This is a genomic window from Aphanothece stagnina RSMan2012 (assembly GCF_046764815.1).
GTDB lineage: Bacteria > Cyanobacteriota > Cyanobacteriia > PCC-6307 > Cyanobiaceae > NIES-981.
The window spans coordinates 90109-116922 of sequence record NZ_JBKOUC010000011.1; the positions used below are offsets into that span (position 1 = coordinate 90109).

Annotated in this window: 29 protein-coding genes; 21 read left to right on the plus strand and 8 right to left on the minus strand. The window is 68.4% G+C overall.

Annotated elements, in window-relative coordinates; genetic code table 11:
* Positions 1 to 2: 2 nt before the first annotated feature.
* On the minus strand, positions 3 to 710 hold the full coding sequence (locus ACLNEE_RS09105; protein ID WP_412007010.1) for a glycosyltransferase family 2 protein: 708 nt from the start codon (positions 708 to 710) through the stop codon (positions 3 to 5).
* A gap of 157 nt (positions 711 to 867) precedes the next feature.
* Between ACLNEE_RS09105 and ACLNEE_RS09110 the strand changes: the two genes are divergently transcribed.
* Together ACLNEE_RS09110 and ACLNEE_RS09115 are read left to right on the plus strand one after the other, a co-directional pair.
* Positions 868 to 1395, plus strand: coding sequence for a hypothetical protein (locus tag ACLNEE_RS09110; protein WP_411424032.1), 528 nt, complete (start codon positions 868 to 870; stop codon positions 1393 to 1395).
* Positions 1396 to 1413: 18 nt separating this feature from the next.
* Complete coding sequence (locus ACLNEE_RS09115) at positions 1414 to 1980, plus strand: PAP/fibrillin family protein (protein ID WP_411424033.1); 567 nt, start codon at positions 1414 to 1416, stop codon at positions 1978 to 1980.
* A 9-nt stretch (positions 1981 to 1989) separates the two neighbouring features.
* Here the strand turns inward: ACLNEE_RS09115 and ACLNEE_RS09120 are convergent, their stop codons facing one another.
* Positions 1990 to 3555 (minus strand): serine hydrolase, encoded by a 1566-nt coding sequence (locus ACLNEE_RS09120; protein WP_412007011.1) that lies wholly within the window; start codon positions 3553 to 3555, stop codon positions 1990 to 1992.
* Between the two features lie 148 nt (positions 3556 to 3703).
* Between ACLNEE_RS09120 and ACLNEE_RS09125 the strand changes: the two genes are divergently transcribed.
* The 3 genes from ACLNEE_RS09125 to ACLNEE_RS09135 all read left to right on the plus strand — a co-directional run bounded on the left by ACLNEE_RS09125 (position 3704) and on the right by ACLNEE_RS09135 (position 7592).
* Entirely contained in the window at positions 3704 to 5389 is a 1686-nt protein-coding gene (locus tag ACLNEE_RS09125) for a SulP family inorganic anion transporter (RefSeq protein ID WP_411424035.1), read from the plus strand.
* Between the two features lie 25 nt (positions 5390 to 5414).
* The gene (locus ACLNEE_RS09130; RefSeq protein ID WP_411424036.1) at positions 5415 to 6086 is read left to right on the plus strand and encodes a phosphoribosylanthranilate isomerase; all 672 of its coding nucleotides are present in this window, start codon (positions 5415 to 5417) and stop codon (positions 6084 to 6086) included.
* Between the two features lie 84 nt (positions 6087 to 6170).
* Positions 6171 to 7592, plus strand: coding sequence for an NAD(P)/FAD-dependent oxidoreductase (locus ACLNEE_RS09135; RefSeq protein ID WP_411424037.1), 1422 nt, complete (start codon positions 6171 to 6173; stop codon positions 7590 to 7592).
* Positions 7593 to 7637: 45 nt separating this feature from the next.
* On the opposite strand, the gene ACLNEE_RS09140 is transcribed toward ACLNEE_RS09135, so the two are convergent.
* The 3 genes from ACLNEE_RS09140 to ACLNEE_RS09150 form a co-directional block, all read right to left on the minus strand.
* Complete coding sequence (locus tag ACLNEE_RS09140; protein WP_411424038.1) at positions 7638 to 7988, minus strand: hypothetical protein; 351 nt, start codon at positions 7986 to 7988, stop codon at positions 7638 to 7640.
* Complete coding sequence (locus ACLNEE_RS09145; RefSeq protein WP_412007012.1) at positions 7985 to 8608, minus strand: hypothetical protein; 624 nt, start codon at positions 8606 to 8608, stop codon at positions 7985 to 7987. Before ACLNEE_RS09145 ends, ACLNEE_RS09140 begins: the two co-directional genes overlap by 4 nt.
* A gap of 180 nt (positions 8609 to 8788) precedes the next feature.
* Positions 8789 to 9571 carry a hypothetical protein gene (locus ACLNEE_RS09150; RefSeq protein ID WP_412007013.1) on the minus strand — a complete coding sequence of 261 codons (783 nt, stop codon included), beginning with the start codon at positions 9569 to 9571 and terminating at the stop codon, positions 8789 to 8791.
* 193 nt (positions 9572 to 9764) lie between these two features.
* On the opposite strand from ACLNEE_RS09150, the gene ACLNEE_RS09155 reads away from it, so the two are divergent.
* Entirely contained in the window at positions 9765 to 10979 is a 1215-nt protein-coding gene (locus ACLNEE_RS09155; protein WP_411424041.1) for a M20 aminoacylase family protein, read from the plus strand.
* Here the strand turns inward: ACLNEE_RS09155 and ACLNEE_RS09160 are convergent.
* Complete coding sequence (locus ACLNEE_RS09160) at positions 10927 to 12225, minus strand: MSMEG_0569 family flavin-dependent oxidoreductase (RefSeq protein WP_412007014.1); 1299 nt, start codon at positions 12223 to 12225, stop codon at positions 10927 to 10929. The two genes, ACLNEE_RS09155 and ACLNEE_RS09160, sit on opposite strands and share 53 nt — an antisense overlap.
* A gap of 187 nt (positions 12226 to 12412) precedes the next feature.
* Here ACLNEE_RS09160 and ACLNEE_RS09165 point away from each other — a divergent pair, with 187 nt between their 5' ends.
* From ACLNEE_RS09165 to ACLNEE_RS09195, 7 genes are all read left to right on the plus strand, one after another.
* Complete coding sequence (locus ACLNEE_RS09165; RefSeq protein ID WP_411424043.1) at positions 12413 to 12895, plus strand: MSMEG_0572/Sll0783 family nitrogen starvation response protein; 483 nt, start codon at positions 12413 to 12415, stop codon at positions 12893 to 12895.
* Positions 12896 to 12931: 36 nt separating this feature from the next.
* Positions 12932 to 13921 (plus strand): Nit6803 family nitrilase, encoded by a 990-nt coding sequence (locus ACLNEE_RS09170; protein ID WP_411424044.1) that lies wholly within the window; start codon positions 12932 to 12934, stop codon positions 13919 to 13921.
* Entirely contained in the window at positions 13914 to 15041 is a 1128-nt protein-coding gene (locus tag ACLNEE_RS09175; protein ID WP_411424045.1) for an MSMEG_0568 family radical SAM protein, read from the plus strand. Before ACLNEE_RS09170 ends, ACLNEE_RS09175 begins: the two co-directional genes overlap by 8 nt.
* Positions 15042 to 15058: 17 nt before the next feature.
* Positions 15059 to 15691 (plus strand): MSMEG_0567/Sll0786 family nitrogen starvation N-acetyltransferase, encoded by a 633-nt coding sequence (locus tag ACLNEE_RS09180; RefSeq protein ID WP_411424046.1) that lies wholly within the window; start codon positions 15059 to 15061, stop codon positions 15689 to 15691.
* Positions 15688 to 16695, plus strand: coding sequence for a sll0787 family AIR synthase-like protein (locus ACLNEE_RS09185; RefSeq protein WP_411424047.1), 1008 nt, complete (start codon positions 15688 to 15690; stop codon positions 16693 to 16695). Before ACLNEE_RS09180 ends, ACLNEE_RS09185 begins: the two co-directional genes overlap by 4 nt.
* Before the next feature lie 64 nt (positions 16696 to 16759).
* Positions 16760 to 17038: an MSMEG_0570 family nitrogen starvation response protein gene (locus ACLNEE_RS09190; protein ID WP_411424048.1), complete on the plus strand. Its 279-nt coding sequence runs from the start codon at positions 16760 to 16762 to the stop codon at positions 17036 to 17038.
* Between the two features lie 72 nt (positions 17039 to 17110).
* Entirely contained in the window at positions 17111 to 17578 is a 468-nt protein-coding gene (locus tag ACLNEE_RS09195; RefSeq protein ID WP_411424049.1) for a nuclear transport factor 2 family protein, read from the plus strand.
* 7 nt (positions 17579 to 17585) lie between these two features.
* Here ACLNEE_RS09195 and ACLNEE_RS09200 read toward each other — a convergent pair whose 3' ends face one another.
* Positions 17586 to 18719 (minus strand): serine hydrolase domain-containing protein, encoded by a 1134-nt coding sequence (locus ACLNEE_RS09200; protein ID WP_411424050.1) that lies wholly within the window; start codon positions 18717 to 18719, stop codon positions 17586 to 17588.
* A gap of 166 nt (positions 18720 to 18885) precedes the next feature.
* Here ACLNEE_RS09200 and ACLNEE_RS09205 point away from each other — a divergent pair, with 166 nt between their 5' ends.
* The 3 genes from ACLNEE_RS09205 to ACLNEE_RS09215 all read left to right on the plus strand — a co-directional run bounded on the left by ACLNEE_RS09205 (position 18886) and on the right by ACLNEE_RS09215 (position 21649).
* Positions 18886 to 19650 carry a patatin-like phospholipase family protein gene (locus tag ACLNEE_RS09205; protein WP_411424051.1) on the plus strand — a complete coding sequence of 255 codons (765 nt, stop codon included), beginning with the start codon at positions 18886 to 18888 and terminating at the stop codon, positions 19648 to 19650.
* A 40-nt stretch (positions 19651 to 19690) separates the two neighbouring features.
* Entirely contained in the window at positions 19691 to 20983 is a 1293-nt protein-coding gene (locus ACLNEE_RS09210; protein WP_412007015.1) for a DUF3376 domain-containing protein, read from the plus strand.
* A gap of 147 nt (positions 20984 to 21130) precedes the next feature.
* Positions 21131 to 21649, plus strand: a complete 519-nt coding sequence (locus ACLNEE_RS09215) for an HPP family protein (protein ID WP_412007016.1) — start codon at positions 21131 to 21133, stop codon at positions 21647 to 21649.
* Between the two features lie 17 nt (positions 21650 to 21666).
* On the opposite strand, the gene ACLNEE_RS09220 is transcribed toward ACLNEE_RS09215, so the two are convergent.
* Entirely contained in the window at positions 21667 to 22713 is a 1047-nt protein-coding gene (locus ACLNEE_RS09220) for a ligase-associated DNA damage response exonuclease (RefSeq protein ID WP_412007017.1), read from the minus strand.
* Positions 22714 to 22826: 113 nt separating this feature from the next.
* Between ACLNEE_RS09220 and ACLNEE_RS09225 the strand changes: the two genes are divergently transcribed.
* The 5 genes from ACLNEE_RS09225 to ACLNEE_RS09245 form a co-directional block, all read left to right on the plus strand.
* Complete coding sequence (locus tag ACLNEE_RS09225) at positions 22827 to 23909, plus strand: class I fructose-bisphosphate aldolase (protein ID WP_412007018.1); 1083 nt, start codon at positions 22827 to 22829, stop codon at positions 23907 to 23909.
* A 225-nt stretch (positions 23910 to 24134) separates the two neighbouring features.
* Entirely contained in the window at positions 24135 to 24689 is a 555-nt protein-coding gene (locus ACLNEE_RS09230; RefSeq protein ID WP_411422565.1) for a manganese efflux pump MntP, read from the plus strand.
* Between the two features lie 448 nt (positions 24690 to 25137).
* Positions 25138 to 26031 (plus strand): Tim44 domain-containing protein, encoded by an 894-nt coding sequence (locus ACLNEE_RS09235; RefSeq protein ID WP_411422566.1) that lies wholly within the window; start codon positions 25138 to 25140, stop codon positions 26029 to 26031.
* Positions 26032 to 26248: 217 nt separating this feature from the next.
* Complete coding sequence (locus ACLNEE_RS09240) at positions 26249 to 26419, plus strand: nucleotidyltransferase domain-containing protein (protein WP_411422568.1); 171 nt, start codon at positions 26249 to 26251, stop codon at positions 26417 to 26419.
* Between the two features lie 166 nt (positions 26420 to 26585).
* The coding region (locus tag ACLNEE_RS09245; protein WP_412007019.1) for a HEPN domain-containing protein at positions 26586 to 26814 on the plus strand (229 nt) is incomplete at its 3' end.

Genomic DNA, 26814 nt, shown 5'->3' on the forward strand with positions numbered 1-26814 from the left:
GCTCAGTGCCGCTGCGGCCGCTGGAGCAGACGCCGCCCGTACAGCCTTCCGAGGGTGCCCAGGATGCCGAGCCCTGCCCGCAGGCTGCCCCCGATGGTTCCGGAGATCTTCGAGCGGCCGCCGCGGCGGGGATGGTGGGCGACCGCACATTCGCGGATGCGCAGACCCGCCTCGAGGGCCTTCACCTGCATCTCGATGGTCCAGCCGAAGCCCCGATCCCGCATCCCCATCGCCTCGAGGGCCTGACGGCGGACGAGCCGCAGGGGGCCCAGATCGGCATAGCGATGCCCCCAGCCCAGACGGATCAGGGTGGTGGCCAGGTCGTTGCCGAACCGCTGCACGGGGGTCAGCAGGCGTCGGCCGGCGGCAGTGGCCTGGCGGTTGCCGAGGATCAGATCCGCCTCCGGCATCAGTGCTCTCCAGCCACGGATCGCCGCCAGGTCGTCGCTGCCATCGCCGTCGCAGAACAGGATCCAGCGGACCGTGGGGGGCAGGGCGCTCAGGCCACGCCAGCAGGCACGGCCGTAGCCGGCCCGGGGTTCCCGCAGCACCTCGGCGCCGTTGGCTCTGGCCACGGTGGCGCTGGCATCCCGGCTGCCGTTGTCGACCACGCGGATCCGTCCGACTCCGATCGCCCGCAGGTCGCCGAGCACGGCCGCCAGGGTGCTGGCCTCGTCGCGCACCGGGATGATCGCCAGCACGTCGTCCATCGCGGTGGGGCTCTCCAGGGCTGGGGGGCATGCCGGAGTACCGCTGAACGGCGCTGCTGGATGTTTCGCCGCCCGGGGCGGATCGTCCTCCCTGGCGCTGCGGTTATGACGGGGGCCATTCGGGCCCCGTGCCGATCCACCCCTGCGCCGATCCACCATGCGCCAGCGCCGCTCCTTCGGCAGGTCGTTTCAACGGGCCGCGAGTCTGGCCACGGTGGTTGCGGCGATTCTGCTCAGTCTGGGTTTCTATGCGCTCCAGGTGGCGGCGCAGGAGGGGGCCGAAATCCTGCCGGTCTCGGTGTTCGTCGGTCTGGCGGCGGTGGTCGGCTCGGCGGTGAACCAACCCTTCCGGCATGAGGAGGGCAACCCGGAGCAGACCGACACCGGCCTCTATTTCCTGTGGAAGTGTTCCGTTGCCATCGCCTTCGCCCTGCTGCTGTACCTGATTTTCATGGCAGGGATGCTGCGTGGTGGTCTCTTCCCGGAATTCAGACGTACCGAGGAAATGTTCGTCAGTATCCAGCGCTTTGTGCTCGATATCGACCCCAAGAGCAATGCCGACTTTGCCAAGCTTCTGGTCTGGTCATTCGTGGCAGGCTTCTCTGAGAAATTTGTTCCCAACATCATCACCAAGCTGCAGGGCTCCGGTGATCGTGATGACAGCGATGCCGGTCCCCCGTCCTGAGCCCCCGCGATGCCCCCGATGAGCGCTTCCCCCCGTCAGCAGTTGCTGGAGCTCCTGCAGCACGGCCCCCGCGGCTCCGCCAGCCAGGCGGGGGATCGGGTCCGCGAGCTGATCCTGGAACTCGAGGCGGGCCAGCCGGCCGATCTCCAGGCCGCCGGCGCTCCCGAGCTGCTGGAGGGTGTCTGGGAGTTGCGCTGGAGCAGCAGCCGCCAGCCCTACCTCGCCACCACACCCTGGCTGGAGAATCTGCAGCTGCTGGCACCCTCCAGGGGCCTGGCCCTCAACCTGCTGCGCCTCGCCGGCCCGCTGGGCCCGCTGGCCGGTGTGGCGGTGGAGGCCAGGATCCGCATCGTCACCGACCGCCGCGTGGAGGTGTGCTTCCAGCGCGGCGGCTGGCTGGGGCCGCGGCTGGGCTCCTCCCGGCTGCAGCTGCTGCGAACCGTGCAGCAGCCGTTTCCCGCCTGGCTGGACATCACGGTGCTCGACCAGGATCTGCGCGTCTGCCGCGGCAACGCCGGCACGCTCTTCGCCCTGGTGCGCCGCGGGGACCTGAGCCTGGCTGACCTCTGGCCCGGGCCGTTCTGAGCGGAGGGCTCAGGGGGCTGCGGACCGCTGCAGGGTGCCCAGGCCATGGGTGTTGAGGTTGTCGATCCGCAGCTGCGTGCCGTGCCCCTTGCGGTCGACGCTGAAGCTGACGGCGCTGGGCCCGGCGGCGTTCTCGCCGAAGGGGGTGTAGGCGAAGCGGTGGTTGCCCAGGGAGGTGAGAGCAGCGGTGCGGTTCCGGGGGCCAAGGCTCAGCTGCAACCGGCCCTCCACCAGGTTCACCCGCGCTTCGCCCACGTAGGCATTGCGGTAGGTGCCGGTGTAGCGCTCCAGGGCCAGGGCCGGTGGACGCGGCGGTTCGCTCACGAGCGGATAGTCCGGCCTCAGGATCGAGGCGAAGGCCTCGGCCATCAGGGCGCCGTAATCCCGGCGCACCCTGCCGTGGTCGAGCAGGTCCAGGAAGGAGGCGGTGAGCGACTCGGGCACGCCGATCGGCGTGCCGTTGGTGAGGATGGCGATGCCCAGCCGGCGGGCGGGGAGCAGGGTCACGCTGGTGGCGGCCCCGAGGCTGAAGGCCCCGGAATGGCTCAGCCGCAGGCGGCCACCGGGGTCGTAGCCCACGTTCCAGCCGAGCGCGTAGATCCCGGCCTGATCCCGCACTGGATCGGCGGGGGGCACGCTGATCACCTGGGGGCGGTGGGTCTCGTCCAGGGCCTCCGCCTGCACCACGGTCCGGCCATCGAGGCGGCCGCGGTTGAGCTGCAGCCGCATCCAGCGGGCCAGATCCCGCCCGGAGGCACTCACTCCGCCGGCGGGCGACTGGGCATCGGGCTGCCGCCCGGGGCTCAGCCGCCAACGCGCACCCTGTCGCTGGTGGAGGTCGGCACGGTTCGGGGTGGCGAGGAAGTCGGCGTGGCGGGAGCTGGTGCGGGTCATGCCCAGGGGCCGGTACAGGCGCTGGGCGGAGAGCTCCTCCCAGTCGCTGCCGCCGGCGCGTGCCGCGGCCTCGCCGGCGGCGGTGAAGCCGAAGTTGGTGTAGGCGTAGCTGGCCCGAAAGCGGTTGGCGGTGTCGAACAGGGCCAACCGGCTGAGGATGGTGGCGCGATCGAAGCCGAGATCCTCGAGGTCATCGCCGGCATGGTCGGGCAGGCCGCTGCGATGGGAGAGCAGATCCCGCAGGGTGATCTTCGGGGCGATCGCCGGACCGCCGATCCTCACCTCCGGCAGCCGCTGGCTGAGCGGTGTGTCCCAGCCGATGCGTCCGTCGCCCACCAGGGCCGCGATCACCGTGGTGGCGATCGGTTTGGAGAGGGAGGCCAGCTGGAACACCGTGTCGCCATCCACCGGCATGCCGCTGCCCAGCCGCCTGGTGCCGTATCCCCGCAGCAGAACGACGCGGTCGTCCTGCACCACCACCACCACGAGCCCGGGTACTCCGGTCCGCGCCATGGCCCCGTCGATCAGGGCGGGCAGCTGCTGCAGCGCCACCTCCAGCGCCCTGTCCGCCCCAGCCGCGCTGGCTGGCGAGAGGGGCGCAGCGGGCCAGGCGCCGCAGACCACGGCGAGCAGCGCTGCCATGGCGCCGCTCCGAGGGAAACGCCGGGAGGTCTGGGTCATCACGCCACTGTGGACTGAACGCTGCCCCGCTGGAGGGCGCCGCGGCAGGTGATCCGTCCGGGCCCAGCGCATGGGGTAGAACCCTTCCTGTCCGGTTTCCAGGCCTGCGGCCCCGCCTGTCCGGTTCCCCGATCCCTGCATCCACCGCATGACCATTGCCCCCGCCGCCGCCACGCCGAGTGCTGGAAGGATCTTCAACCACATCGGCCGTCACAACATCCGCGGTGATGTCTTCGGGGGACTCACAGCCGCCGTCATCGCCCTGCCGATGGCCCTGGCCTTCGGCGTGGCCTCCGGTGCCGGTGCGGCCGCCGGCCTGTGGTCGGCGGCGATCATCGGCATGGTCACGGCGCTGTTCGGCGGGACCCCGGCCCTGATCTCGGAGCCCACGGGTCCGATGACGGTGGTGTTCACGGCGGTGCTGGCCAGCCTCACCGCCCGCACCAGCGATCCGGCGGAGGCCCTGGCGATCGCCTTCACCGTGGTGATGCTCGCCGGGGTGTTCCAGATCCTCTACGGGGCACTCCAACTGGGCCGCTACATCACCCAGATGCCCTACACGGTGATCTCGGGCTTCATGAGCGGCATCGGCACGATTCTGATCGTGCTGCAGATCGGTCCCCTGCTTGGCCAGGCCCCGCCGGGGGGGGGCGTGCTGGGGACACTGCAGAGCCTGCCGGAGCTGCTGCAGGGCCTGCGTCCGATGGAATCCCTGCTGGCCGCGCTCACCCTCTTGGTGCTGTGGTTCACACCGGAGCGGCTCAAGCGGCTGGTCCCCGCCCAGCTGGTGGCCCTGATCGTGGGGACCCTCGTCTCGCTGGTGGCCTTCCAGGGGGTGGAGCTGCGGCGCATCGGTGCGATCTCCAGCACCCTGCCCCAGCTCAGCTGGCCCGCCCTGGCCCCCGACGTCTGGCAACTGGTGCTGGTCAATGCCGCCCTGCTCGGAATGCTCGGCTCGATCGACTGCCTGCTCACCTGTCTGGTCGCCGACAGCCTCACCCGCAGCGAACACAGGTCCAACAAGGAGCTGGTGGGTCAGGGTCTGGCCAACATCGTGGCCGGGCTGTTCGGCGCCCTGCCCGGCTCCGGTGCCACCACCGCCACGGTGGTGAACATCCAGGCCGGGGGCCGCACCGGGCTTTCCGGTGTGCTGCGGGCCCTGATCCTGGCGGGGATCATCCTGGCCGGTTCCGGGCTGGCAGCCCGCATTCCCCTGGCCGTGCTGGCGGCGATCGTCTTCAAGGTGGGGATCGACATCGTCGACTGGGGTTTTCTGGTGCGGGTGCCCCAGCTCTCCCGCAAGGGCGCCCTGATCACCTATGTCGTGATCGGGCTCACCGTGCTGGTGGACCTGATGGTGGCGGTGGGCGTGGGGATCTTCATCGCCAACATCGTCACGATCGACAAGATGAGTGCCATGCAGACCCGCGGGGTCCGTCTGGTCAGCACCGGCGACGATGCGGCCGACCTCAGTGAACCGGAGCAGGCCCTGCTCAATGCCGCGGCCGGTCGGGTGCTGCTGTTCCAGCTCAATGGCTCGATGATCTTCGGTGTGGCGAAGGCGATCAACCGGGAGCACAACGCCATCGGCGACTGCGATGCGGTGATCTTCGATCTCAGTGAGGTGGTGCACCTGGGGCTCACCGCGGCGTTGGCGATCGAGAACGCCGTGGAGGAAGCCATCGAGGCGGGCCGCAACGTCTATGTGGTGGGGGCCCGGGGCACCACCCGCCAGCGGCTGGACCAGTTCAAGCTCTACGAGCAGCTCCCGGTGGACCACACCGAGCTCAGCCGCCAGCAGGCCCTCACCCACGCCGTGCAGGCCCTGGCCTGAGCTGACGCCCTTCCGGCCCCGAGACATGTCACGCGTGAAGATCTGCGGCATCCGCTGCCGCCGTGATGCCCTGCTGGCGGCCGCCTGCGGCGCTGATGCCGTGGGGGTGCTGGTGGGTCAGCGGCACCCCAGCAGCGACTTCATCGGCGTGGCGCAGGCGGCGGCGATCCTCGCCGCCCTGCCGCCTTTCGTGCAGGGTGTGCTGGTCTCCCATCTGGAGGACCCCGACGAGCTCAGCGCGCTGGTTGAGCGGACCGGTGCCCGGATCGTGCAGGTGCACGGCGACATGACACCACAGGGGCTGCGCCAGCTGCGCAGCCGCTGCGGCGGGCTGACGATTCTCAAGGCTCTGCACATCCTTGGCCCGGAACCACCGGAGACCGTTGCCGCGATGGCGCCATTGGTCGACGCCGTGGTGGCCGACAGCGCCAATCCCCGCACCGGGCAGGTGGGGGGTACCGGTCTGGTGCATGACTGGGGCGTCACGGCCCGCCTCCGGGCCCGCCTGGAGGTTCCGCTGATCCTCGCCGGAGGGCTCGAAGCCGACAACGTGGGCCAGGCCATCGCCCGGGTGCGGCCCTATGCCGTCGATGTCAACAGCGGCGTCAAGGGTTCCGACGGCTTCAAGGATCCGTCCCGGATGCGGGCCTTCATCACGGCGGTGCGCCGCATGGGGGCGGGCTCGCCGACCGGCTGAACCTGGCATGCACCGGATCGGCTTGCCACGACCAACGCCGATGGGCTCCCCTCGATACGTTGATGCTTTCGGCACGGAGAGGCGATGGCAGCGGAGCGCTTCTTCCTCGAGCTGGACTCTCCCGAGGCCCCCATGCGGGCGTGGCCCCACGTGGTGATCGTGGGCGGTGGCTTTGCCGGGCTCAAGGCCTGCCATGCCCTGGCCGGCAAGCCCGTGCGCGTCACCCTGATCGACAAGCGCAATTTCAACCTGTTTCAACCCCTGCTCTATCAGGTGGCCTCAGGGCTGGTTTCGGAGGCCGACGTGGCCTCCCCGCTGCGCCAGATGGTCGGCCAGGCCCCGAACATCCAGGTGCTGCTGGGGGAGGTGGTCGACATCGATCCGCAGGCCCGGGAGGTGGTGTTCAACGACCACCGCTACGGCTACGACCATCTGATCCTGGCGAGCGGTTCCGGCAGCACCTACTTCGGTCGGGAGGAATGGCGTCCCCTGGCGCCGCCGATGAAGATCCTCGAACACGCCGATGAGATCCGCCGCCGCCTGCTCATGGCCCTCGAGGAGGCCGAGCAGAGCCCAGCCCCCGAGCGCCGACGCTTTCTCCAGACGGTGGTGGTGGTGGGCGCCGGCCCGGCGGGGTGTGAGCTGGCCGGTTCGCTGATCGAGCTGATGCGCCGGGCCATCCGCAGTGATTTCAAGCAGCTGGATCCGGCGCTCTGCCGCGTCGTGCTGGTCGATCCGCTCGAGCGGGTGCTGCCGACCATGCATCCGAAGCTCTCGGCTGCCGCAGCCGGTTACCTGCAGAGGGCCGGCGTGGAGCTGCGGACGCTGGCCAAGGTGGAGGCGCTCGCGCCCGGTCGGGTGACCCTCACGGGCCGGGAGGGGGTGCAGCAGCTCGAGGCCGCCACCATCTGCTGGACCGCCGGCGTGCGGGCTTCCCGGTTGGGGGCCCTGCTGGCCGATCGCAGCGGCTGCCCTGTGGACCGGGGCGGGCGGCTGGTGGTGGAGCCCGATTTCTCGGTGCCGGGTCACCCCGAGATCCATGCCGTGGGCGACCTCTGCGCCTACCACCACACCCGCGACGGCCAGCCCCTGCCCGGCATGGCGGGCCCGGCTGTGCAGATGGGCGCCTGGGTGGCGGCCCACATCCTGGCCCAGCGGCAGGGACGCACGCTGCCGCCGTTCCGTTTCACCGACCTGGGCAGCATGGCCGTGGTCGGCCCCTGGTATGCCGTCGCCGACCTGCGGGGACTTCACGTCACGGGGCTGGCGGGGTGGATCCTCTGGGCTCTGGCGCACCTGGCCTTCATTCCGGACACCGAGAACCGCATCACCCTGTTCACCAAATGGATGTGGCAGATCGCCACCCGCCAGCGCACGGCCCTGCTGATCACGGGCCGGCCTGACCAGCACCTGGGCGTGGATGTGGGGCTCTTCCGTGCCGAACTGCATCCGGAGAACGACCTCGGGGAAGACGGGGTGAGCGAGGACGACGTGCGGGCTGCCTGATCACCACGGCCCAGCTGGCCCCTGGGGGTGTGCGCGGCTCGCCGATCAGCCGCCTGCCCGGCGCAGGTGGATGAATCCCTGCGGTTCCTCGATCCGGGCGTGGCAGGAGGGAGCTTTCTGGCGGATCACCTCCCCGGCGATGCGCTCCAGGATGGCCCGTCGCCGCCCGGCCGCCCAGGGGTGGCGGGCATCCCAGCCGGCGGCCGCCTCGCCCCAGATCACCGCCACACTCTCCGCACGAAGACCGTCCTCACCGCTCCTGTCCTCACCGAAGCTGGTGGCACCACCCAGCTCCCAGTAGAGGCTCAGGGTGCCTGCCGCCTCCTGATAGCGAATCCAGCCGCTGCGACCGCTGCCGCTGACCTCGACCCGCCAGGGCTGCGGCCAGGCGCTCATCGGGCCAGGCCCGGTTCGAGTTGGCCGGGTGAGGGGAGGCCGTCCAGGGCCATCAGCCTGCGCTCGATGGCCGGGCCGTTGGCCTCCAGCCAGGTCGCCATGGCGGGCCCTGCCTGGCGGCCATGCACCCGGTGGCTGTAGATCACGGCACTCCCGATGCCCTCCGTCATCCGGAACCGGGCGAAGGCCACCTCGATGGCCTCCCGGCCGGGGAAGAGCACGACGATCAGATGCTCGGCAGGCCGCTCAGCGGCGCGGGGGACCGACGCGGTGCGCACGACCTGCCCGCTGTTGCTCCTGTAGGTGGCCAGTACCCGGTTGGCGGCATCCGCCAGTCCCTCGCCATCACGGACGGACGGGTAGAGGTTGATGGTGAGCATGTCGGTCCACCGGGACAGATCCTCCTGTCCAGGTGGTGTGAATTCATGCTGGTGGTTCGAGGACCAGCGGTAGAGATAGGGCTGGTCGCCAAACCGCAGGATCTGCCCCGATCGCACGATCCCGGCAGGCTGGGGAGACTGGTCAGCCGCCTGCACGCCGGCGCCGGCCGCGAGCATCAGGATCGCCATCCAGCCGATCCAGCCCCGGCGACGCCGCCGGCTGAGAGGGGAGCTGCGCATCGGCGGGGGAGGGCCGCTGAGTTCCCCCATTCTCCACGCGGCTGGCCGGGAGATTCAGGGTGCTTCGATCGCCGTCAGCCCCCATCTCCGGAATCCTCCATCCGGGAAAGACCTGATTCCCTCAGCATTCCTCGATCCGCCGATTCGGGAGGGGCGCCATCCCGCCAGGCGCTGCCCGCTTCACCCCTCGGCCCGTCGGGGGCCCATCACGTTGACAAGCACGGTCCTTCGGGCCGAAGGGGCCTGGGGGTGGCCGCGGTGGGCGCCGTGCTGGGCGGAGACCACCATGTCACCGGCCTTGGCGAAGATCGGCAGGCTCGTCTGGGAGCCCATCAAGCGGTATTCATGCTTGTTGAAGCCATGCTGTTGATTGAACGCCTGGTTGCGCCGCCGCAGCGATTTGCTTCGATGCGAATGCTTGACGTAGCAGTATGGGCCAATCTCAAGGGAATCAACATCGGTGATGTACACAAAGGTCTTGACTTTCACGCTCTCGCCGTCGCAGTGGTAGAAGCGTGTGTTCTCGACTCCGTGGTTCACGTAGAGGTTCCGGCAAGTAACCTGAAACTTTTTCATGAAAGCGCGCTTGGCCAGCCCTTTCACCAGATCTTCGTGCAGGGCTTCAAGGATGGTGGAACGGGCTTCCGGGATGAGATTTTCCGGATGGAAGATATCCATCATCCCGTCATCATCACCATGCCTGAAGTTCACCACAGGTTTCTCACTCTCCACCAGCGCCTTGTAGCCCCTCAGGACCCGCTCCTGGTCGCGGTTCAGGTAGGCGCTGGGGAGGCTCTCCCCTGGCGGCAGACGGGAGACCTGCTCCCAGGTGGTTTCCGCCATCCTGGCGAGGGTGCGAACGGCTGCTTCGGAGGCGGCGGCTCGGATCACGATGATGCCGGTGCGCGCCAGCGTCAGCGCAGCCAGATGGAAGCGGAGGCCACGCCGCTGCAGGGCCTCCATGCGGAAGGTGATCGCCTCGGTCTGCCGGATGCGATCGTCCCCGGACAGCAGGGTGGGCGGTTCGTACAGCGGCGAAACCTCGCTTGCCAGAGCCATCGGCACCCGCGGCAGTCGGCGTCACAGTAACTGGCCTGGCCAGGACCACGCCCCCGCCTTCGGGGCGGAAACTGGTTCTGCAGCCCTCGCCTGAGTCATGCCGCTGATTCCACGGATTCTGGAACTGGCCCCTGAACTCACGCGCTGGCGCCGGGATCTGCATGCCCACCCGGAAACGGCCTTTGAGGAGATCCGCACCTCGGCCCTGGTGGCCGAGCGGTTGCGCCGTTTCGGCTGCGATGCCGTCCACACCGGCCTGGCCAAGACCGGTGTGGTGGGGCTGCTCAAGGCCGGGAGCTCGCCACGAAGCATCGGCCTGCGGGCAGACATGGATGCCCTGGTGCTGGCGGAGGCCAACAGCTTTGCCCACCGCTCCCGCCACCCGGAGCGCATGCACGCCTGCGGCCACGACGGCCACACCACCATGCTGCTGGGGGCTGCCCGCTATCTGGCGGAAACCCGCCGCTTCGATGGCACGGTGGTGTTCATCTTTCAGCCCGCGGAGGAGAACGAGGGCGGGGCCCGGGTGATGGTGGAGGAGGGGCTGTTCGCGCGCTTCCCGGTGGAGGCGGTCTATGGGCTGCACAACTGGCCGGGCCTGGCCACCGGCCGCTTCGCGGTGATGGCCGGTCCGATGATGGCCGGCTGCGACCGGCTGGAGATCACCCTGCGGGGGCAGGGTTGCCATGCCGCCATGCCGGATGAGGGTGTGGATCCGATCGTCGCCGGTGCGGCCCTGGTGCAGGCGCTGCAGACCATCGTGAGCCGCAACGTGGCTCCCTCCCAGGCCGCGGTGCTGAGCGTCACCCAGTTCCACGCCGGCGACACCTGGAACGTGATTCCCGCGGAGGTGGTGCTGCGCGGCAGCCTCCGCTATTTCGATCCGGCCCTGCGGCTGCGGCTGCATCAACGCATCCGGGCCGTCGCCGCAGGGGTGGCCGCAGCCCATGGCACGGATGTGGCGGTGGATCTGATCGCGGGGTATCCCCCCACGATCAACGGGCCGGAGCAGGCCGCCACGGCCGCGGCCGCCATGGCCGCGGTGGTGGGCGATGACCAGGTGGATCGGGAACTGCCCCCCACCATGGGCGCCGAGGACTTCGCCTTCATGCTGCAGCAGCGGCCCGGTGCCTACGGCTGGATCGGCAACGGGCCCGGCGCGGGAGGGTGCCTGCTGCACAACCCCCGCTACGACTTCAACGACCGCCTCCTGCCCATCGGTGCCAGCTACTGGGCCACCCTGGTGGAGCGGGTGCTGGCTAGGACCCCAGCAGGGCCGTGCACTCCAGCCGCTCGTGGCGGGCATCCGTGAGCTGCAGGCGCAGCCGGATCGTCTCGGCGAGGTGCTCGGCGTCATCGGCGACGCCGCTGAAGCGTGCCGATCCCCAGGTCTGCAGCCAGGGCAGGCCGATGAAATACAACCCGGGGCTGGGGGTGACCCCGCGGTCATGGGCGGGATAGCCGGCACCATCGAAGACCGGCACGTCGATCCAGCGGAAGTCGGCCGCGTATCCCGTGCACCAGATCACCGCCGCGAGGGGTTCCGCGCGCAGATCCACGCTGCCGTCGTCGCTGGCCGGCGGATGCCAGCAGGGCTGGTAGGGGGGATCTTCCGGGGCGTCGATCCCCTCCCGCTCGATGTAGGCGTCGATGCTGGCCCGGATGCGCCCGTACACGGCATCGGCCTGGTCCAGGTTGGCCGCCAGATCGTCGGCGAAGTGAACCGCGTCGTGGCTGATCCCGCGCAACCGACCATGCAGCACCATGCCATGGCGGGCATGACGGCGCAGATCAATCTCCCGGCCCCCATCCCTGCCGGTGAGGTAATGGTTGGTCTTGCTGCGCACCAGCCGCGGTTCCGGGTGCTGGTCGATCGGCATGGCGTAGTACCCCATCCGATCGAGCCAGTCCACCACGTCCTTGCCGCGGTAGCGGCGTGGTGAGCGGGGGGCTGACCCCACGCTGAGATGCACCCGGCGGCCGGCCAGGAACAGATCCTCGGCGATCTGGCAGCCGGACTGACCGCTGCCGACCACCAGCACCGACCCGGCCGGCAGCTGGTCCGGATTGCGGTAGTCGCGGGCATCCAGCTGCAGCACGGTGCTGGCCAGCCGTTCCGCCTGGCGATGGCGCTTCGGCCGGTGGTAGCCGCCGGTGGCGACGATCACCTGCTCGGCCTCGATCTCACCGGCCGTGGTGCGCAACCGGTAGCCGCCGCCCCGGCCGCCCAGCCACTCCACGCCCACCCCTTCACGGACATCGGCCGCGATGGCAGCGGCGAACCGGCGCACGTAGGCCACGACGTGCTCGCGCAGCATGAAACCCTCTGGATCGTCCCCGTCGTAGGGGAAGTCCGGCAGCCGGCACTGCCAGTTCGGGGTGACCAGACAGAAGGAATCCCAGCGCTGATGTTCCCAGGCGTGGCCGATCCGGTGCCGTTCCAGCACGAGGGGCCTGATGCCGCGGCGCTGCAGACAGGCAGCCACCGAGAGGCCGGCCTGGCCGCCACCCACCACCACGACCGGATGGGAGGACGGCAGGGGAGCCTGAGCAGGCAACGGTGCAAAGTCCAGATGTTGCCTCAGTGTGGGCTCCGGCGGGCGATCGGCCGGTAGCCGTTGCCACCTCAGCGCCTGGATCTGAGTGAATGGCCTGGGGCGGGAATTCGGTCGCATCGGCCACATAAAACAAAAGTAAACATGTGGCAGGGTTCGCCCTGGATTCCCTCCAGGACAGCCTCAGCCCATGCCCGAAGTCACCCGTCCCGCCAACCAGCCGGGCGATTTTCTCGTTGATTACGAAGAGAAGGTCTTTCCTGATGTCAAAGCGGAGCCCGGTGAAAAGGCTCTGGTCACCTTTCACACCGTGGCCTTCGAAGGTTCGATCGGTCTGGTGAATCTGCTGCAGGCCAGCCGGCTGATCACCAAGGGTTTCGAAACATCGATTCTTCTCTACGGACCGGGGGTCACCCTCGGTGTCCAGCGGGGCTTCCCCAAGCTGGGTGATGCGGCCTTCGATGGTCATCTGAACTTCAATGCGCGCCTGCAGAAGTTCATGGGCCAGGGCGGAAAGGTGTATGCCTGCCGCTTCGCCCTTCAGGCTCTCTATGGCCATGGCGAAGGGGCGCTGATCCCCGGGATCACCCCGATCAATCCCCTGGATGTGCTCGACATCGTGTTGATGCACCGCAAGGAGGGCGCCTTCATCCTCGACACCTGGACCCTCTGAGGGGCCCCTCTGGGGTCTTTGCTGCGCATGTCTTCCATGGCCAGAGCGATCACCGTTGCGGCAGCGCAGATTCGTCCTGTTCTGTTCAGCCTTGAGGGGTCGGTGGCGCGGGTGCTCGCGGCCATGGCCGAGGCAGCGGAATCCGGGGTCGAGCTGATTGTCTTTCCCGAGACGTTTCTGCCCTATTACCCCTACTTCTCCTTCGTTGAACCGGCGGTGCGGATGGGGCCCTCCCATCTGCTCCTCTACGAGCAGGCGGTGGAGATTCCCGGCCCCGCGATCAGCCGCATCTGCTCGGCCGCCCGTCAGCACCGCCAGCATGTGCTGCTGGGGGTGAACGAGCGGGACGGCGGCAGCCTCTACAACACCCAGCTGCTGATCGACGACAGCGGCACCATCGTGCTGAAGCGGCGCAAGATCACCCCCACGTACCACGAGCGGATGGTCTGGGGCCAGGGTGATGGCGCCGGATTGCAGGTGGTGCCGACGGCCCTGGGGCGGATCGGGGCGCTGGCCTGCTGGGAGCACTACAACCCCCTGGCCCGTTTCGCCCTGATGACCCAGGGCGAGCAGATTCACTGCGCCCAGTTCCCGGGATCGCTGGTGGGCCCGATCTTTTCGGAGCAGACCGCCGTGACCATGCGCCATCACGCCCTCGAGGCCGGCTGTTTCGTGATCTGCGCCACCGCCTGGCTCGACCCCGCCGACCATGCGGCGATCACCCCCGACCCCGCCCTCCAGCGGGCCTTCCAGGGGGGATGCCACACCGCGGTGATCAGCCCGGAAGGGCGTGTTCTGGCCGGACCGTTGCCGGAGGGCGAGGGTCTGGCGATCGCCAGCCTCGACCCCGCCCTGATCACCAAACGCAAACGCATGATGGACAGCGTCGGCCACTACAGCCGCCCCGATCTGCTGGGGCTGCGGATCAACCCGTCGCCGGCGACCCAGGTGGAGCCGATGCCCGCCCCAGCCGGTCCGCCGGCCACGTTGATGGTCCCTGGCGTCGAGGAGGAGTCCCTTGTCTGACCCGTCGAAGACAGGCCCGGCCCGGCAGCAGCTCGGACGGTTCGTGACCGAGCTCCAGGTGCACGGCGTGGTGGATCCTGCCGTGGCCGGCAATCCCGGCCGCCGGGGTGGCGCCGGTCCGTCGGATCACCGCGCCCTCACCATCGCCGGCAACACCGTGATGGTTCCCGTCTACAACGCGGCCTCCCAGGCCTCGCCATTCCGGCTCGAGCAGGCCTGCGACGGCAGCGTGGCGGTGAGCGGCCAGGGCGACGGGGGGGATCCCACTGCGGTGGAGGCGCCGCCGGAGCCCCGCTTCTATGGGCTCACCACGGCCGAGGGCATCCCGTACAGCGCGATCGCCCTGCTGCATGGTCGCGACGTGCTGGCCACCACCCTGCTCCAGACCTGCATCCGCTTCCGGGACCGGAGTCAGTCGTGCCAGTTCTGTGCGATCGAGCAGTCGCTCGAGGATGGGCGCACGGTGGTGCGCAAGACCCCCGACCAGGTGGCGGAGGTGGCCGAGGCGGCCGTGCGCCTCGATGGTGTGCGTCAGCTGGTGATGACCACCGGAACCCCGAACAGCGATGACCGTGGCGCCCGGCTGATGGCCGAGACGGCGGCGGCGGTGAAGGCGCGGGTGGCCCTGCCGATCCAGGGGCAGTGCGAGCCCCCCGAGGACCCCGTCTGGTACCGGCGGATGAAGGAGGCGGGGATCGACAGCCTGGGCATGCACCTCGAAGTGGTGGAGGAGGAGGTGCGCCGTCGCGTGCTTCCCGGCAAGTCGGAACTGACGCTGGAGCGCTACTTCGAGGCCTTCGAGCAGGCGGTGGCCGTGTTCGGCCGCGGCCAGGTGAGCACCTACCTGCTGGCCGGGCTGGGCGACAGCGCCAGCTCCCTGATCAGCTGCAGCGAACGGCTGATTGCGATGGGGGTCTACCCCTTCGTGGTGCCGTTCGTGCCCATCTCCGGCACGCCGCTGCAGCACCACCCGGCCCCGAGCACGACCTTCATGGTGGGCATCTACGAGGCGGTCGGTCGCCTGCTCGCCCACTCCGACATCCGTTCCGATCGCATGGCCGCCGGCTGCGCCAAGTGCGGTGCCTGCTCGGCCCTCTCCCTGTTTGAGACCGCGTCCTGAGCCCCTGGCCTGGTTGCATGTTTTTCATTGATCCCAGCAGTCACGACATCGGCCGGAGCCTCAGCTCCGCACCGGCCGCCTTCACCCCATCGGTGCGCTGGGGCGTGGCCGTCGATGACGAGGATTTCCAGCTCTCCCCGACCGCCAGCTCCGGGGAGTTCTCCTTCCACCTGCTGGGCTCGGCTTCCAGGCTGCTGCCGGGCTACTGGGACCTGCGCAGCCGGATCTTCTGCGAGGAGCAGCACCTCTTCGAGGCGTCCGACCGCGATGAGCTCGATGACGCTGCCTACCCGATCGTGGCCCTGGCCCACGGCAGCCTTCGGGCTGGCGACGTGGTCGGCGTGGTGCGGATCGCTGAACTGAGCCCCGGCGTCTGGCAGGGAGGCCGCCTCGGGGTGGATGCCGGGTTCCGCCGGCACAACCAGATCGGCAAGGGGCTGATCTGGAAGGCCGTGACCACGGCCCACGGCTGGGGCTGCGATCGCTTCCTCGCCACCGTGCAGCGCCAGAACGTGCCCTTTTTCCGCCGGCTGCACTGGCGCTCGCTGGAGCAGCTCGAGCTCCGCGGCATCCCCCATCACCTGATGGAGGCTGACCTGGCCTACTACCGCCCGTCGCGGGAACGCCGCCCGATCGCCCAGGCAGCATGACCCCCGCCGAGCTTCAGGCGCTCACCCGGCGGCTGCGCCAGCACCCCGGCCTGCGGGGCAAGGAGGAGATCCAGGCACCGGCACGCACCTTCCCGCCGCTGCCCTTCCCGGACCTCGGCGCTGCGGCGGCCCTCGGCGATGATGCCGCCCTGCTGCCCGGGGTGAGCGGTCCCCTGCTGCTGGCCGCGGAAGGGCTCGATCCCCAGCTGGTGGAGGAGGACCCCTGGTTCGCGGGCTGGAGTGCCGTGCTGGTGAACCTCAGTGACATCGCCGCCATGGGCGGCACGCCGCTCGCCCTGGTGAACAGCCTCTGGGCCACCGGTGCCGTCCATGCCGAGCCGCTGCTGGCGGGGATGCGCTTCGCCTGCGACAAGTTCGCCGTGCCGATGGTGGGGGGCCACACCAATCTGCACAGTCCCTACAACGCCCTCTCGGTGGCCGTCCTCGGCAGCGCGCCGGGCCCGGTCCTCTCGGCGCGGGCCGCCAGGCCCGGGGACCACTGCCATCTGCTGGTGAACACCCGCGGTCGCTTCCACCGCCACTACCCCTTCTGGGATGCCGCCACCGAGGCCGATCCCATCCGCCTGCGCCGCCATCTCGCCCTGCTGGTGGAGCTGGCCGGGGCCGCCCTGGTGCACGGGGCCAAGGACATCAGCATGGGGGGCCTGGTCGGCACGGCCGCGATGTTCGCCGAGGCGGCCGACTGTCTGCTGGCGCTGGATCTCGATCGGCTTCAGCCTCCCAGCGGTGTGGATCTGGAGGCCTGGCTCACCTGTTTCCCGAGCTACGGCTACCTGCTGGCCGTGGAGCCGTCCCGCTCCGCGGCCCTGCTCGAGGCCACGGCCGGCGATGCCGATCTGCTCTGCTGCCCGATCGGCCGCTTTGAGGTCGGCGACGCGGCTGTGGTGCTGAGCGCGGCAGGAACGCAGACCCGGCTGTGGCATCACCAGGAACCGCTCACCGGGTTTGGCGCCCTGGACGTGCCGGGCCCGGCCAATCTGTGACCGTGGGCACGGCGGTGGCCGTGGCGGCCTGGGACCATGTCCCCGGCCGTCCCCTGATCGCCCGGTGCCCGAAGTCCGCCTCACCCTGCAGTGGCCCGATGGCCTGACCTCCGAGCTCTATTCGCCCTCCACCGTGATCCTGCAGCACCTTCCCCCCGGGGAGACACTCTCGGTGGCGGCGCTGCAGGCCCGGGGGCTCGAGGGCTTGCACCAGGCCTCGGAGCGCGTGCGGGCGCGCTATGGGTTCGCCTGCACCCGCACCGACGAGGAGGCCACGAAGCTCCGGCAGACCCTCTCGGCCTACGGGGCCGATCAGATGGTCACGATCCTGGCCGGCCCCTGAGGCGAGCGCGCCCCTGCCCAGCGCGCCCCTGCCCCGCCGGCCACACGTCCCCCTGCAACCCCTGAGATCGCCGTGACCCTCAAACCGCCGCTCCCCCCCTTCGATCGCGAAGGGGCGATCCAGAAGGCCCGCATGGCCGAGAACGCCTGGAACTCCAGGGATCCCGCCAAGGTCGCCCTGGCCTACAGCGCCGACAGCGTGTGGCGCAACCGGGCGGAATTCATCCGCGGACGCGAGCAGATCGAAGCGTTTCTGCAACGCAAGTGGGCCCGCGAACTCGATTACCGCCTCATCAAGGAAGTGTGGGCCTGGCACGACAACCGGATCGCCGTGCGTTTCCAGTACGAATGGCACGACGACTCCGGCAGCTGGTTCCGCGCCCACGGCAATGAGAACTGGGAGTTCGACGAGCAGGGTCTGATGCGCCGCCGGGAGGCCAGCATCAATGACATCCCCATCCGTGAGTCCGAGCGCCTGTTCCTCTGGCCCCTGGGCCCTCGGCCGGAGGATCATCCGGGCCTGAGCGAACTGGGGCTGTGAGCGCGGCCTAGGCCACGCCCAGGGCGGCGTAGGCCGCCCGCACCAGGTTCGGACCCCGTTCATCGACCCCGTTCACCATCCGGTTCATCACGTAGCTGATCGAGAGGCGACGATCCAGGTCCGCCAGAACGATCGACCCTCCCCAGCCACCCCAGCCGCAGACCCTCCCTTTCGGGAAGTAGTGGAGCGTCTCATTGCGCAGGGCGTAGCCGAGGCCCCACCGCACCGGCACCTCGAGCACCAGATCGATGCCGTTGGCCTGCTCCTGAACGACCCGATCACAGCTTTCGGGCGACAGCCATCGCTGGCCCTCCACCTCGCCGCCGCAGGCGAGGACCGAGAGGATCCGGGCCAGGGAACGGGCATGGCCATGGCCGTTGGCGGCGCCGATTTCGGCCTGGCGCCAGGCGGGGGTCCAGGAGATCTGGGGGGTCCAGGAGGGGGCGCTCAAGGTGCGGTGCTTGACGCTGCCGGGGATGGCACTGTCGATCGGCAGGGGGCCATCGAAGGGAATGACGTTCGCCACCCGGTGCGCCTGAGCCGGCTCCAGGCCGATGTGGAAGTCAGCCCCGAGGGGCCCGGCCAGTTCGCTGGCGACGAAGGCCCCGAGCGTCTTGCCGGTCGTGCGGCGGATCACCTCGCCGATCAGGTGGCCGTAGCTCCGGTCGTGGTAGCCCGATCGCGTGCCGGGTTCCCACCACGGCGCCTGGGCGGCCAGCAGGGCCGCCGAGGCTTCGGTGTCGTAGAGGTCGCTCAGCTGCACTGGCTGCTCCCAGCCGCACACCCCCGAGGTGTGGGAGAGGAGATGGCGCACCTCGACCGTCTCCTTGCCCTGCGCCGCAAACGCGGGCCAGTAGGCGGCCACGGGCTGGAACAGATCGATCACGCCCCGATCGGCCAGCGTGAGCGCGGCCAGTGCGGTGACGGTCTTGGTGCTGGACCAGACGTTGGTGAGCGTGTCGGCCTGCCAGGGGACCGTCCGGGACGCATCGGCCCAGCCTGACCAGATGTCGACCACCATCTGGCCGTCGAGCGTGATCGCGACGGAGGCCCCGACATCCTCGCCGGCCTCAACCGAGGCACCGAGGCGCTCCGCCACACCGTTGAAGATCGGGTCCCAGGAGCCGTTGACCGTGCTCATCGGCTGACCGTGCTCATCGGCTGATCGGGCCCATCGCGGTGGCCTGGCTCGGATCGCCCCATTCTGCTGTCCCGGCCGGGCCGCCAGGCGCCCTGCTGGTGAGGCGCGCAGGGCTGACAGTCCCCGGATCGCCGCTCAGGATGACGGCAGAAGGTCAGGGGATGCGATGGCCAGCCTTCCGGTTCCGGTCACGCTCAACTGCTCGGGAGGGATCGCCCTCGGTGCCTACATGGCCGGGGTGTTCTCCGAACTGGTGAAGGCCTCATTGCGCTGCAGGGCCGATGGCCGTGCTGAGGTGCTCCGCATCGACTCGATCACCGGCGCCTCGGCGGGGGCGATGACCGGCCTGATCGCCGCCCGGTACCTGCTTCAGGATCCCGAGCGTTCCCTGGCGGAACTGGATGACGACCGGGTCACGGATGCTGCGCCGCGCAACGGGTTCCTGCGGGCCTGGGTGCGGCTGGCCGACATCCGGGCCCTGACCGACTACCGGACGGAGGAGCAGTCGCTCCAGGCCACGGCCTGGGGAACGATTCCGCCCCGCCCAAGGCTCGCGCTGCTGAGCAGTGGCAGCATCGCCGCCATCGCCGATCAGGTGGGTGGCGCGTGGGGTCTGGACGATCTGGCGGGCATGCGCCAGGCGCTGCAACGGCGCAGCCTGGCCTTGCTGATGACGGTGACCAACCTGCAGGGGGTGCTGCGGGTCAGCGACAGCGGGCCGCGCAGCGTGAGCCATGCGGAGACGCGGCGCTTTCTGTTCCATCGCGCCATGCCTGATCTGACGGCGGACGATCTCGACGCCCTGAACCGGCGCTGGACGAAGGCCAAGGATTCGGCGCGGGCCTCCGGCGCCTTCCCACTGGCCTTCCCCCCCCCTCTCGAACGACAGCAATCCCCGCAGCATCAACCTGGATCTCAATCTCCCCAGTGAGGCCCTCTACCGGCAGGAGGCGAGCCGCACGGACGACCTCGTGACCGGCGGGGACCCCGACCGCGTCTGCTGGCTGGAGGACCCCCGGGGGACTCCCGATCCGCAGGGCTCCCAGCTGCGTCTGCGCTTCGACTACACCGATGGCGGGGTGCTGGACGGGCTGCCGATTCTCAAGGGCATCGGCCTGCTCAACCAGTTGGCCTCTCTCGATCCCGGGCCGGCGCCGATGCCCGCCGCGCAGGGGGATGGGGCGGATCGGGAGCTGACGACCTTTGCGGCGGACTGGTTCCGCAACCCGCCGGAGGAGGCGAATCGCCGGTTCGTGTACGTGCAGCCCATCCCCGTCACCGACCTGAGGAGCAACGCTGCGCTGCTGCGTCGTTTCTTCGGGGCGCTCGCCAGCGCCCTGGCGGGCCTCACCTACCCGAAGGCCGAGCACGACCATCTGCGCCTCGAGCAGATCGAGACGATCAACCGGCAGGTGGCCAGGCGGGACGACCTGATCCAGCAGGTGGGCCCCGCGAGTCCGGAGGCCGGGCATCTGCGGGAGGTGCTCCCCTTCCGCACGGTCAGCCTCGATCCCATCGATCCGGTGCTCCCCTTTCGCTCGCCGTCCTTCCGGGCCCTGCTGCTGGAGCTGGCCGAGGAGGCGGCCGAGGAGGCGGCGCCCGAGGAGGAGGTGGCCCCGGAGCTGGTGTCCCGTGAGGGGGATCGGCCGGAGGGCTCCCGTGCCTCAGCCCCGTCCGACCGTCAGCCTCCGGCCGATGACGCGGAGGCTCTGGTGCGTTTCGAAACGCTGCTGGGCAGGCCCCGCCCGGGCCAGGACCGGCCGAGCTCCCCGCTCTCGCCGGCCGATCTTCTGGCCAGCGACCTGCTCGGGGCCTTCGGGGGCTTCTTCGATGAGCGCTACCGCCGCCACGACTACCTGATCGGTCGCCTCTCGGGGCTGGCCTGGCTGCTGGAGGAAGGACCCCGCGGGGAGCCGGCCCTGCTGCAGCCGGAGGACCTGCGCGACGCGCTGAAGGATCTGGTGCGGCAGGCCCGCAGCGCCTACCTCCCGGAGAAGCAGCGCAGCAGGTTGCCCTGGAGACACGGGCTCCGGGTGTTGCCCCTGCTGGCCGTACGGCTGCCCTATGTGCTGCTGAGCGACCTGCTGGCGTCCCCCGACAGGCCGCATCAGCCCCTGCCGGCTGGGTTGCGACGCCTGCTCCGCCTGGTGATCGCGCCGCTGCTGGGGGTGCTGGTGCTGCTGCTGGTGCCGCCGCTGCTGGCGCTGGTGGCGGTGCTGGCGTGGTGGCTGGGGGGACTCCTCACCAGAGCGGAGGGTCGCTGAGCCAGGGCAGGCGGCTGAGGCAGGGCAGGCAGCTGAGGCGAGCCGGCCGTCGCAGCAGGGGGCTCCGTGGACCGCCGCAATCGGGCACGCCATGGCGACCCAGCGCTGTCGGGCCTCAGGACTGTTGCGGTTGATACAGTTGCTTCCATGCTGGTGCGGCGGCTGCAGGCGCAACGGGAGCGAGGACGGGCCTTTCAGCCACGCTTCGCCAACGACGAGGTCCTGGCCGCGTGGCTCGGGGGAGCCCTGGCCATCAGCCTGCTGGGCTTGATCAGCGCCTGGAGCCACTACCCGCTGGTGGTGGCCCCGTTCGGCGCCTCCACAGTGCTGCTGTTCGGGGCTCCCACCAGCCCCCTCGCCCAGCCGCGCAACCTGGTGCTCGGCAACACGCTCGGGGCTGTGGTCAGCGTCGCCTGCGTGGACTGGTTCGGGTCGGCCTTCTGGGTGATGGGTCTGGCCGTGGGCCTGACCATTGGCCTGGGGCAGCGGCTGCGCTGCCTGCACCCTCCCGCCGGGGCGGTCGCCCTGCTGGGGGTGCTGCTCCACGCCAGGCCCGGCTTCGTGCTGAGCCCGATCCTGTCCGGCTCGCTGGTGCTGGTTCTGATCGCGGTGCTGTTCCACCGACTCCGCCCAACCGGGAGCGCCTACCCCCACCACTGGCTCTGAGCTCCAGCCATGCCTGCTCAGGGGGCGGTGGGAGTCGCCTCCGGCTCCGCCTCTTCCTGGCCCCGTTCCGCCTGGAAGCGGCCATCGAGCGGTTCGGCGCTGATCCCTTCCACCTCCCGCAGGTAGCGGGCCAGGCCGTCGCTGTTGCCGTGGGTCACGTAGACCTGCCGGGCGCCGCTCTGCTTCACGGTGCGCACCAGCCCCTCCCAGTCGGCGTGGTCGCTCATCACGAACCCCCGCTCGTAGCCGCGCCGGCGGCGGGCGCCGCGTACCGCCATCCAGCCGCTCACGAAGGCCGTCTGCGGCAGCCTGAAACGCTTCATCCAGGGCGAGCGATGGGCCGAGGGCGGGGTGATCACGAGCCGGCCGGCCAGGGATTCGCCCTTCGCCACGGTGCTCACGGGTCGGGTGGGAGGCATGGCCACCCCCGCCTCCCGGTAGGCGGGCATGAGGGCCTCCACGGCGCCGTGCAGCAGCACCTCATCGGCGACACCGATGGCGTGCAGCTCCGCCAGCAGCCGCTGCGCCTTGCCGAAGGCATAGGCGAACAGCAGCGACGGCCGCTCCGGCGCCGCCTGCCACCAGCGGCGGATCTGCGCTGCCACCTCGGATCCCGGCTGCCAGCGGTAGAGCGGCAGGCCGAAGGTGGCCTCGGTGATGAACACGTCGGCCTGCACGGGCTCGAAGGGGATGCAGCTGGGATCGGCGCAGCGCTTGTAATCGCCGCTCACCAGCCAGCTCTCGCCGCCGGCCTCGAGCCTGATCTGGGCCGAGCCGAGCACATGGCCGGCGCTGTGGAACGACATCCGCACCCCGCCGAGCCGCAGGATCTGGCCGTAGTCCACCGGCAGCAGGTTGATGCCGTGACCGAGCCTCTGGCGCAGGATCGTCTCGCTCGCCCCGATTGCCCAGTATTCGCCGCAGCCGGGCCGGGCGTGGTCGGCGTGGGCATGGGTGATCAGGGCCCGGCTCACCGGCCGCCAGGGATCGATCCAGGCCCCGGCCGCTGGACAGTGGAGCCCCTCGGGCGTGAGCTGCAGCAGGCTGCCGGCTGGGAGGGGCATCGGAGCGAAGGCGGCGGGGCCATCCTGGCGAGGGGCGGCATTGACAAGACCAGCGGGTCTGCCTAGCCAGAGGCTGGAGCCATGCGGTTCCGCTGTTACCCGCGCCGGGATCGATGGGCCTCGAGAACTTCCGCGACGAACTGGCGGCCACCGCCTGTGCCCTCGCCGCAGCGGGCAAAGGGCTGCTGGCGGCCGATGAGTCCACCGGCACGGTGGGCAAACGCTTCGCGGCCATCGGCGTGGAGAACAGCGAAGAGCACCGCCGCGCCTACCGCAGCCTGCTGGCCACGGCCCCCGGCCTCGAGGAGCACATCAGCGGCGTGATTCTCTACGAGGAAACCCTGTTTCAGGACAGTGTGGACGCCGACGGCCAGCCCGGCCCGCCGATCCTCGCGCTGTTCCAGGAGCGGGGCATCGTGCCGGGGATCAAGGTGGACCAGGGCGTGGAACCCCTGCCCGGCGGTCTGCCGGGGGAGAGCTGGTGCACGGGGCTGAAGGGGCTGCAGGAGCGGGCGGCCCGCTACTACGCCCGCGGTGCCCGCTTCGCCAAATGGCGCGCTGTGCTCAAGATCTCGCCGGAGGGCGCCCCTTCCGAACTGTGCGTGCGGGAAAACGCCTGGGGTCTGGCCCGCTATGCCCGCACCGTGCAGGAGGAGGGGCTGGTGCCGATCGTGGAGCCTGAGATTCTCATGGACGGCGACCACGACATCGAAACCACTGCCGCCGTGCAGGAGTGGGTGCTGCGCACGGTGTACCAGGCCCTCGCCCACAACGGCGTGTTCCTGGAAGGGACCCTGCTCAAACCCTCGATGACCCTTCCCGGCATGGACTGCTCCACCCCGCCCAGCCCGGATCTGGTGGCGGAGTTCACCCTGCGCACCCTGGAGCGCACGGTGCCGGTGAGCGTGCCGGCGATTCTCTTTCTCTCCGGAGGCCTGAGCGAGGAGGAGGCCAGCGTGTATCTCAATGGCATCAACCGGGCGATCTCCCCGGCGCCCTGGCATCTGGGCTTCTCCTACGGTCGGGCCCTGCAGCAGTCGTGCCTGAAGCACTGGGCCGGCCACGATCTGGCGGCGGGCCAGCAGGCGCTGCTGGCACGGGCGCGCGCCAATGGCCAGGCCGCCCAGGGGTTCTATGTGGCCGGCTCGGAACCCTCCGATGGCTCGCCGCTGTTCGAGGCCAACTACAGCTATTGAGGCGCTTCGGGTGTGAGGGGCGCCAATGGCGGAGACTCCTGGGTGCAACGTGGGTTGCGAACATCTGGGAGGGCACGGCTGCCCTTGCTCGTTGGAATGGAAAGGGTCGCAGGCTGTGGCTGATCGAACTTTCCACGGCCCGTTGCGTGGCTTGCTCTTCGCGGGTCATTGGTGAAGGCCACTCCCGTTATTCGCTAGCCTTAAGTCTCCGGGTCCCGGACTGGAATGATAGCCATCGAGCTGCTGCTCTTTACTCTGGTTTTGAGCATTGATTCATTTTCTGCCGCTATTGCGCTGGGACTTCGCCACTTCTCGGCTCGCCGCGCTTTCTTTTTTGCCTTGAGTTCAGGTTTGTCAGAAGGACTGGCAATCGCACTCGGTTTTCTGCTGGGGCATTTTGCTCAAAGTCTGATCACCCAATACGATCACTGGCTTGCCTTTGCGCTGCTGGTCCTGGTGGGAGGTCATATGTGTTATCGAGCTTGCATGGATATGAAATCCAGAGGCGATCGCGGAGACGAGGTGAAGGTCCATGGCCTCTTGAAGATATTGTTTGTCTCGAGTGTCACAAGTATCGACTCTCTGGGGGTGGGAATATCCCTTGGACTGGTCAATAAGCCCATTGCGCTCTATTCGCTGGTGGTGGGAATCGGAGCTTTTGCCGCGACTTATTCAGGGCTATTTCTTGCCAAAAAGCTTTCGTCTAGATTCGGAGAAAAAATCGAGTTCATGGGCGGGGCTGTGCTGATTGCTCTGGGAATCAAGATGCTATCGATTTAGGTTTTCTGTGCTCAACGGCCTTGCCTTGCAGTCTCCTGCTGGTACGCCCCATCGGGTTCATGGGGGGGCAGCCTGGGGTGTCTTCTTGGGTTTTCCATCCCCAGGTGCAGGGTCAGCGGAGACGGCACGCCTTCAATGTCACGCAAACATTCCGGGCGCGATCTTGTTGCTCGCCTCCCTCACATTCGCTGGATCGCGCCTCTAACTTCTGACGCAGCTTCTGACGCAGTGGATTCGGGAAGGCCTGGATAAGCTAGGTTCTCGGCCATGCCACGTGCTGGGTCTCAAGTCGCAGGCTTGAGGGCAGATGGGCCTCGCCGGTTGTCCGGAACTGTTGCAAGGTAGCCATGGAAAGCCTCATCTAGTCCTGTTACAGAAATGCTGTCATTGCAGCAGCAAGTCTAGGTTGATAGTAGTCAACGCGCCGAATCACTGCTGGACGTCTAAGATGAATATTAAGAAGGCGGGTCTCATCTTCATCTTGACATTGGCGTTGCTATGCCCGTTTGAAGCTTTTGGCCGAGCTGGTGGCGGTGGCGGTGGCGGTGGCGGTGGAGGCGGTGGTGGTGGCTATAGCAGTGGTTACAGCGGCGGTTATAGCGGCGGTTATAGCGGCGGTTATAGCGGCGGTTATAGCGGCGGTTACGGCGGCTCTAGCGGCGGCGGCATCGAATTCCCCAGTATTCCGATCTGGATTCAGCATGCTTCGGTTGCGATTGTGTTCTCGATTCTTCTGGCCGCTTTATTTATTGGAGCAAATACAGTAAGAGCTTCCGAGACCAAACTAAGTAAACAGCAGAAAGAGGAGCGTGATCTCTGTTTGCGGCTGTCTAAAGAGGCGAGCGATCTCTGCTTTGAGCTATCTCAGTATTCCCCGGTCTGGAGCAAGGATCATATAGACAAGCGCATTAGAGACGTGTATTTCCGTGTACAGCAAGCCTGGACGGATCGCAACCAGTACCCTGCCAGGGAGTATATGAGCGGCCAGCTCTACTGGCGGCACAAAATGCTGACTGATCAGATGAGATCAAACAATGAAAGAAATATACTTGAGCAAATTGAGCTGCTTGAGGCAATAGTTATTGAAGCCAAGGCCGTGAATCCCGATGGCGAATCAAATTGCAGGGGCAGCTTGCAGGTATGGATCAAAGGTCGAATGGTTGATTATATGGAGAGACAGGAGCAAGGCGTCAGTCGTGTGGTCAAGGGTGACCGATTGTTGCCAAGGGCATTTACAGAGCTTTGGAAGTTTATTCTGGTCGACAATGATTGGGTTCTCGACAAGATCGAGCCAGAGGAGACGGTGGCAGATCTGATTAAGATTAGATCTGCTTCATTGTGATCTTCGCGTGGAGAAGCATCTTGTGGACGAATAACGGGGACTCGATTTGTGCGTCGGCAGTAGCACTGTATGTTGGCTCTGGGTGGAATCAACTTGGGCGAGGTGGAACTGGCTGTAGCCATGCTGGAGGATGTGCCCTGCGCCATCGGGCTGATCCGCCAGTCGCTGGAGCGGCAGCTGGATGACAACACAGTGCAGGTTTGAGCAGAATGCTCCCATGGCGGACCCTGCCACCGCCACTCCCCTGGATCCCCGCATTCCCCGAATCGCTGCAGAGATCCGCAAGCAGATCCCTGACTGCGAGGTGCGCCTCTTCGGCTCCCACGCCCGTGGCACGGCCCGAGCTGATTCCGATGCCGACCTGCTGATCACGGTGCCGGATGACTGACTGGCAAACCACGATCGCCTGCAGGTACTGGGTGGGCTCTGGCGCAAGCTGGCCAGTCATCACCTGCCGCTCGATCTCCTCCTCTATTCCCGTTCGGAGGTGCGCGAGCGAGCCCAGTACCGCAGCGCCGTCACCACGCAGGCCTACCAGGAGGGAATCCTGCTGAATGGCTGATCCGGATGCCGTTCGCTACCTGCGGATTGCCCGCTCGGATCTGCAGGAAGCCCAGCGCATGCTGGAGCTCTCGGGCTTTCGCGACAGCAGCATCGGCTTTCTGTTGCCGAAGGCCTGCGAGAAGGCCTTCAAGAGCTGGATCCACTGCGCTGGAGGTCTGGCACCATTCACCCACGACATGGTGGGAACGGCCTCATCCCTGCTGGATGAGGTGGAACAGC

Bases quoted from the DNA above. Each gene is read 5' to 3' on its own strand.
- ACLNEE_RS09205 (WP_411424051.1), top strand. From the start codon at position 18,886: ATGGCCAGCCTTCCGGTTCCGGTCACGCTCAACTGCTCGGGAGGGATC.
- ACLNEE_RS09235 (WP_411422566.1), top strand. From the start codon at position 25,138: ATGAATATTAAGAAGGCGGGTCTCATCTTCATCTTGACATTGGCGTTG.
- ACLNEE_RS09125 (WP_411424035.1), top strand. From the start codon at position 3,704: ATGACCATTGCCCCCGCCGCCGCCACGCCGAGTGCTGGAAGGATCTTC.
- ACLNEE_RS09135 (WP_411424037.1), top strand. From the start codon at position 6,171: ATGGCAGCGGAGCGCTTCTTCCTCGAGCTGGACTCTCCCGAGGCCCCC.
- ACLNEE_RS09180 (WP_411424046.1), top strand. From the start codon at position 15,059: ATGTTTTTCATTGATCCCAGCAGTCACGACATCGGCCGGAGCCTCAGC.
- ACLNEE_RS09120 (WP_412007011.1), bottom strand. From the start codon at position 3,555: ATGACCCAGACCTCCCGGCGTTTCCCTCGGAGCGGCGCCATGGCAGCG.
- ACLNEE_RS09145 (WP_412007012.1), bottom strand. From the start codon at position 8,608: ATGCGCAGCTCCCCTCTCAGCCGGCGGCGTCGCCGGGGCTGGATCGGC.
- ACLNEE_RS09240 (WP_411422568.1), top strand. From the start codon at position 26,249: ATGGCGGACCCTGCCACCGCCACTCCCCTGGATCCCCGCATTCCCCGA.
- ACLNEE_RS09110 (WP_411424032.1), top strand. From the start codon at position 868: ATGCGCCAGCGCCGCTCCTTCGGCAGGTCGTTTCAACGGGCCGCGAGT.
- ACLNEE_RS09225 (WP_412007018.1), top strand. From the start codon at position 22,827: ATGGGCCTCGAGAACTTCCGCGACGAACTGGCGGCCACCGCCTGTGCC.
- ACLNEE_RS09165 (WP_411424043.1), top strand. From the start codon at position 12,413: ATGCCCGAAGTCACCCGTCCCGCCAACCAGCCGGGCGATTTTCTCGTT.
- ACLNEE_RS09185 (WP_411424047.1), top strand. From the start codon at position 15,688: ATGACCCCCGCCGAGCTTCAGGCGCTCACCCGGCGGCTGCGCCAGCAC.
- ACLNEE_RS09140 (WP_411424038.1), bottom strand. From the start codon at position 7,988: ATGAGCGCCTGGCCGCAGCCCTGGCGGGTCGAGGTCAGCGGCAGCGGT.
- ACLNEE_RS09130 (WP_411424036.1), top strand. From the start codon at position 5,415: ATGTCACGCGTGAAGATCTGCGGCATCCGCTGCCGCCGTGATGCCCTG.
- ACLNEE_RS09150 (WP_412007013.1), bottom strand. From the start codon at position 9,571: ATGGAGGCCCTGCAGCGGCGTGGCCTCCGCTTCCATCTGGCTGCGCTG.
- ACLNEE_RS09115 (WP_411424033.1), top strand. From the start codon at position 1,414: ATGAGCGCTTCCCCCCGTCAGCAGTTGCTGGAGCTCCTGCAGCACGGC.
- ACLNEE_RS09230 (WP_411422565.1), top strand. From the start codon at position 24,135: ATGATAGCCATCGAGCTGCTGCTCTTTACTCTGGTTTTGAGCATTGAT.
- ACLNEE_RS09155 (WP_411424041.1), top strand. From the start codon at position 9,765: ATGCCGCTGATTCCACGGATTCTGGAACTGGCCCCTGAACTCACGCGC.
- ACLNEE_RS09105 (WP_412007010.1), bottom strand. From the start codon at position 710: ATGGACGACGTGCTGGCGATCATCCCGGTGCGCGACGAGGCCAGCACC.
- ACLNEE_RS09220 (WP_412007017.1), bottom strand. From the start codon at position 22,713: ATGCCCCTCCCAGCCGGCAGCCTGCTGCAGCTCACGCCCGAGGGGCTC.
- ACLNEE_RS09200 (WP_411424050.1), bottom strand. From the start codon at position 18,719: ATGAGCACGGTCAACGGCTCCTGGGACCCGATCTTCAACGGTGTGGCG.
- ACLNEE_RS09170 (WP_411424044.1), top strand. From the start codon at position 12,932: ATGGCCAGAGCGATCACCGTTGCGGCAGCGCAGATTCGTCCTGTTCTG.
- ACLNEE_RS09215 (WP_412007016.1), top strand. From the start codon at position 21,131: ATGCTGGTGCGGCGGCTGCAGGCGCAACGGGAGCGAGGACGGGCCTTT.